Annotated in this window: 1 protein-coding gene; it reads left to right on the top strand. The window is 69.9% G+C overall.

Annotated features, from left to right (window positions below):
- Positions 1 to 17: 17 nt before the first annotated feature.
- Positions 18 to 1,240 (top strand): non-ribosomal peptide synthetase (locus JK364_RS54315; RefSeq protein ID WP_307841732.1); only part of this gene is annotated, 1,223 nt, incomplete at its 3' end.

Below are 1,240 nucleotides of genomic sequence, written 5' to 3'. Positions count from 1 at the left end.
TCTCCCAGGCTCCCGGCATGGTGGAGGGGTTGCGGGCCCTGGCCGGTGGGGAGGCGTTGCCGGCTGGGCTGGCTCGGCGGTTGGGCGAGTTCGGGTCGCAGGTGGTCAATCTGTACGGTCCGACCGAGTGCACCATCTGGTCCACCACCGCGACCCTCGATCCCGCCGACCGGGGTGCACCGCCGCTGGGCCGCCCGTTGTCCAACACCTCGGTCTACGTGCTGGACGGTGGACTCGGGTTGGTGCCACCGGGTGTGGTGGGTGAGTTGTATGTGGCGGGTGCGGGGTTGGCGCGGGGGTATGCGGGGCGTGCGGGGTTGACGGCGGAGCGGTTTGTGGCGTGTCCGTTCGCTGGGCCTGGTGGGCGGATGTATCGCACCGGGGACTTGGTGCGGTGGCGGGCGGACGGGCGGTTGGAGTTTGTCGGCCGGGTGGATGATCAGGTCAAGGTGCGTGGTTTCCGTATCGAGTTGGGTGAGGTGGAGGCCGCGCTCGCCTCGCATCCGCAGGTGGCGCGGGCGGCGGTCGTGGTGCGTGAGGACCGTCCTGGGGACCGCCGGCTGACCGGCTATGTCGTACCGGCGGCGGGGTCCCGTCCGGTGGCTGTGGAGTTGCGGGAGTTCCTGGCGGGTGTGCTGCCGGAGCATATGGTGCCCTCGGCCGTTGTCGTACTGGAGCAGTTGCCGCTGACGGCGAACGGGAAGCTGGATCGCAAGGCGCTGCCTGCCCCCGACTACACCCCGGCCCCCGGCCGCGCACCGGCCACCCCCACCGAAGAGCTGCTGTGCGGGTTGTTCGCCCAGGTGCTGGGCCTGCCCGACGTCCCGGCCGATGCCGACTTCTTCGCGCTGGGCGGGGACAGCATCATGTCCATCCAGTTGGTGGGCCGGGCCCGCCGTGCGGGGCTGGTGTTCACCCCGCGTGAGGTGTTCCAGCACAAGACACCTGTCGCCCTCGCCGCCACCGCCCGGGTCCCCGAGACCTCGGCCGTTCCCACACAATCGACGGACACCGCGGACTCCACCTCGCCCCCTCGCCCCTTGATCTCGCTGAGCCCGTCCGACCAGGAAGCCATCGCGGCGAAGATCCCCCAGTACGGCGAGGTCCTGCCCCTGGTGGCCGGACAGGAGGGGTTGTTGTTCCACGCGGTCTATGACGATGGTGCGCCGGATGTGTACATGGTGCAGCTGGTCTTCGATCTCGAGGGTTCGGTGGATGTGATGCGGTTGCGGGGTGCCGT

The sequence above is a fragment of the Streptomyces endocoffeicus genome (genome assembly GCF_016741935.1).
Taxonomy (GTDB): domain Bacteria; phylum Actinomycetota; class Actinomycetes; order Streptomycetales; family Streptomycetaceae; genus Streptomyces; species Streptomyces endocoffeicus.
Note: the sequence above shows the minus strand (reverse complement) of the source record. Positions and strands in the feature narration are given on the sequence as shown.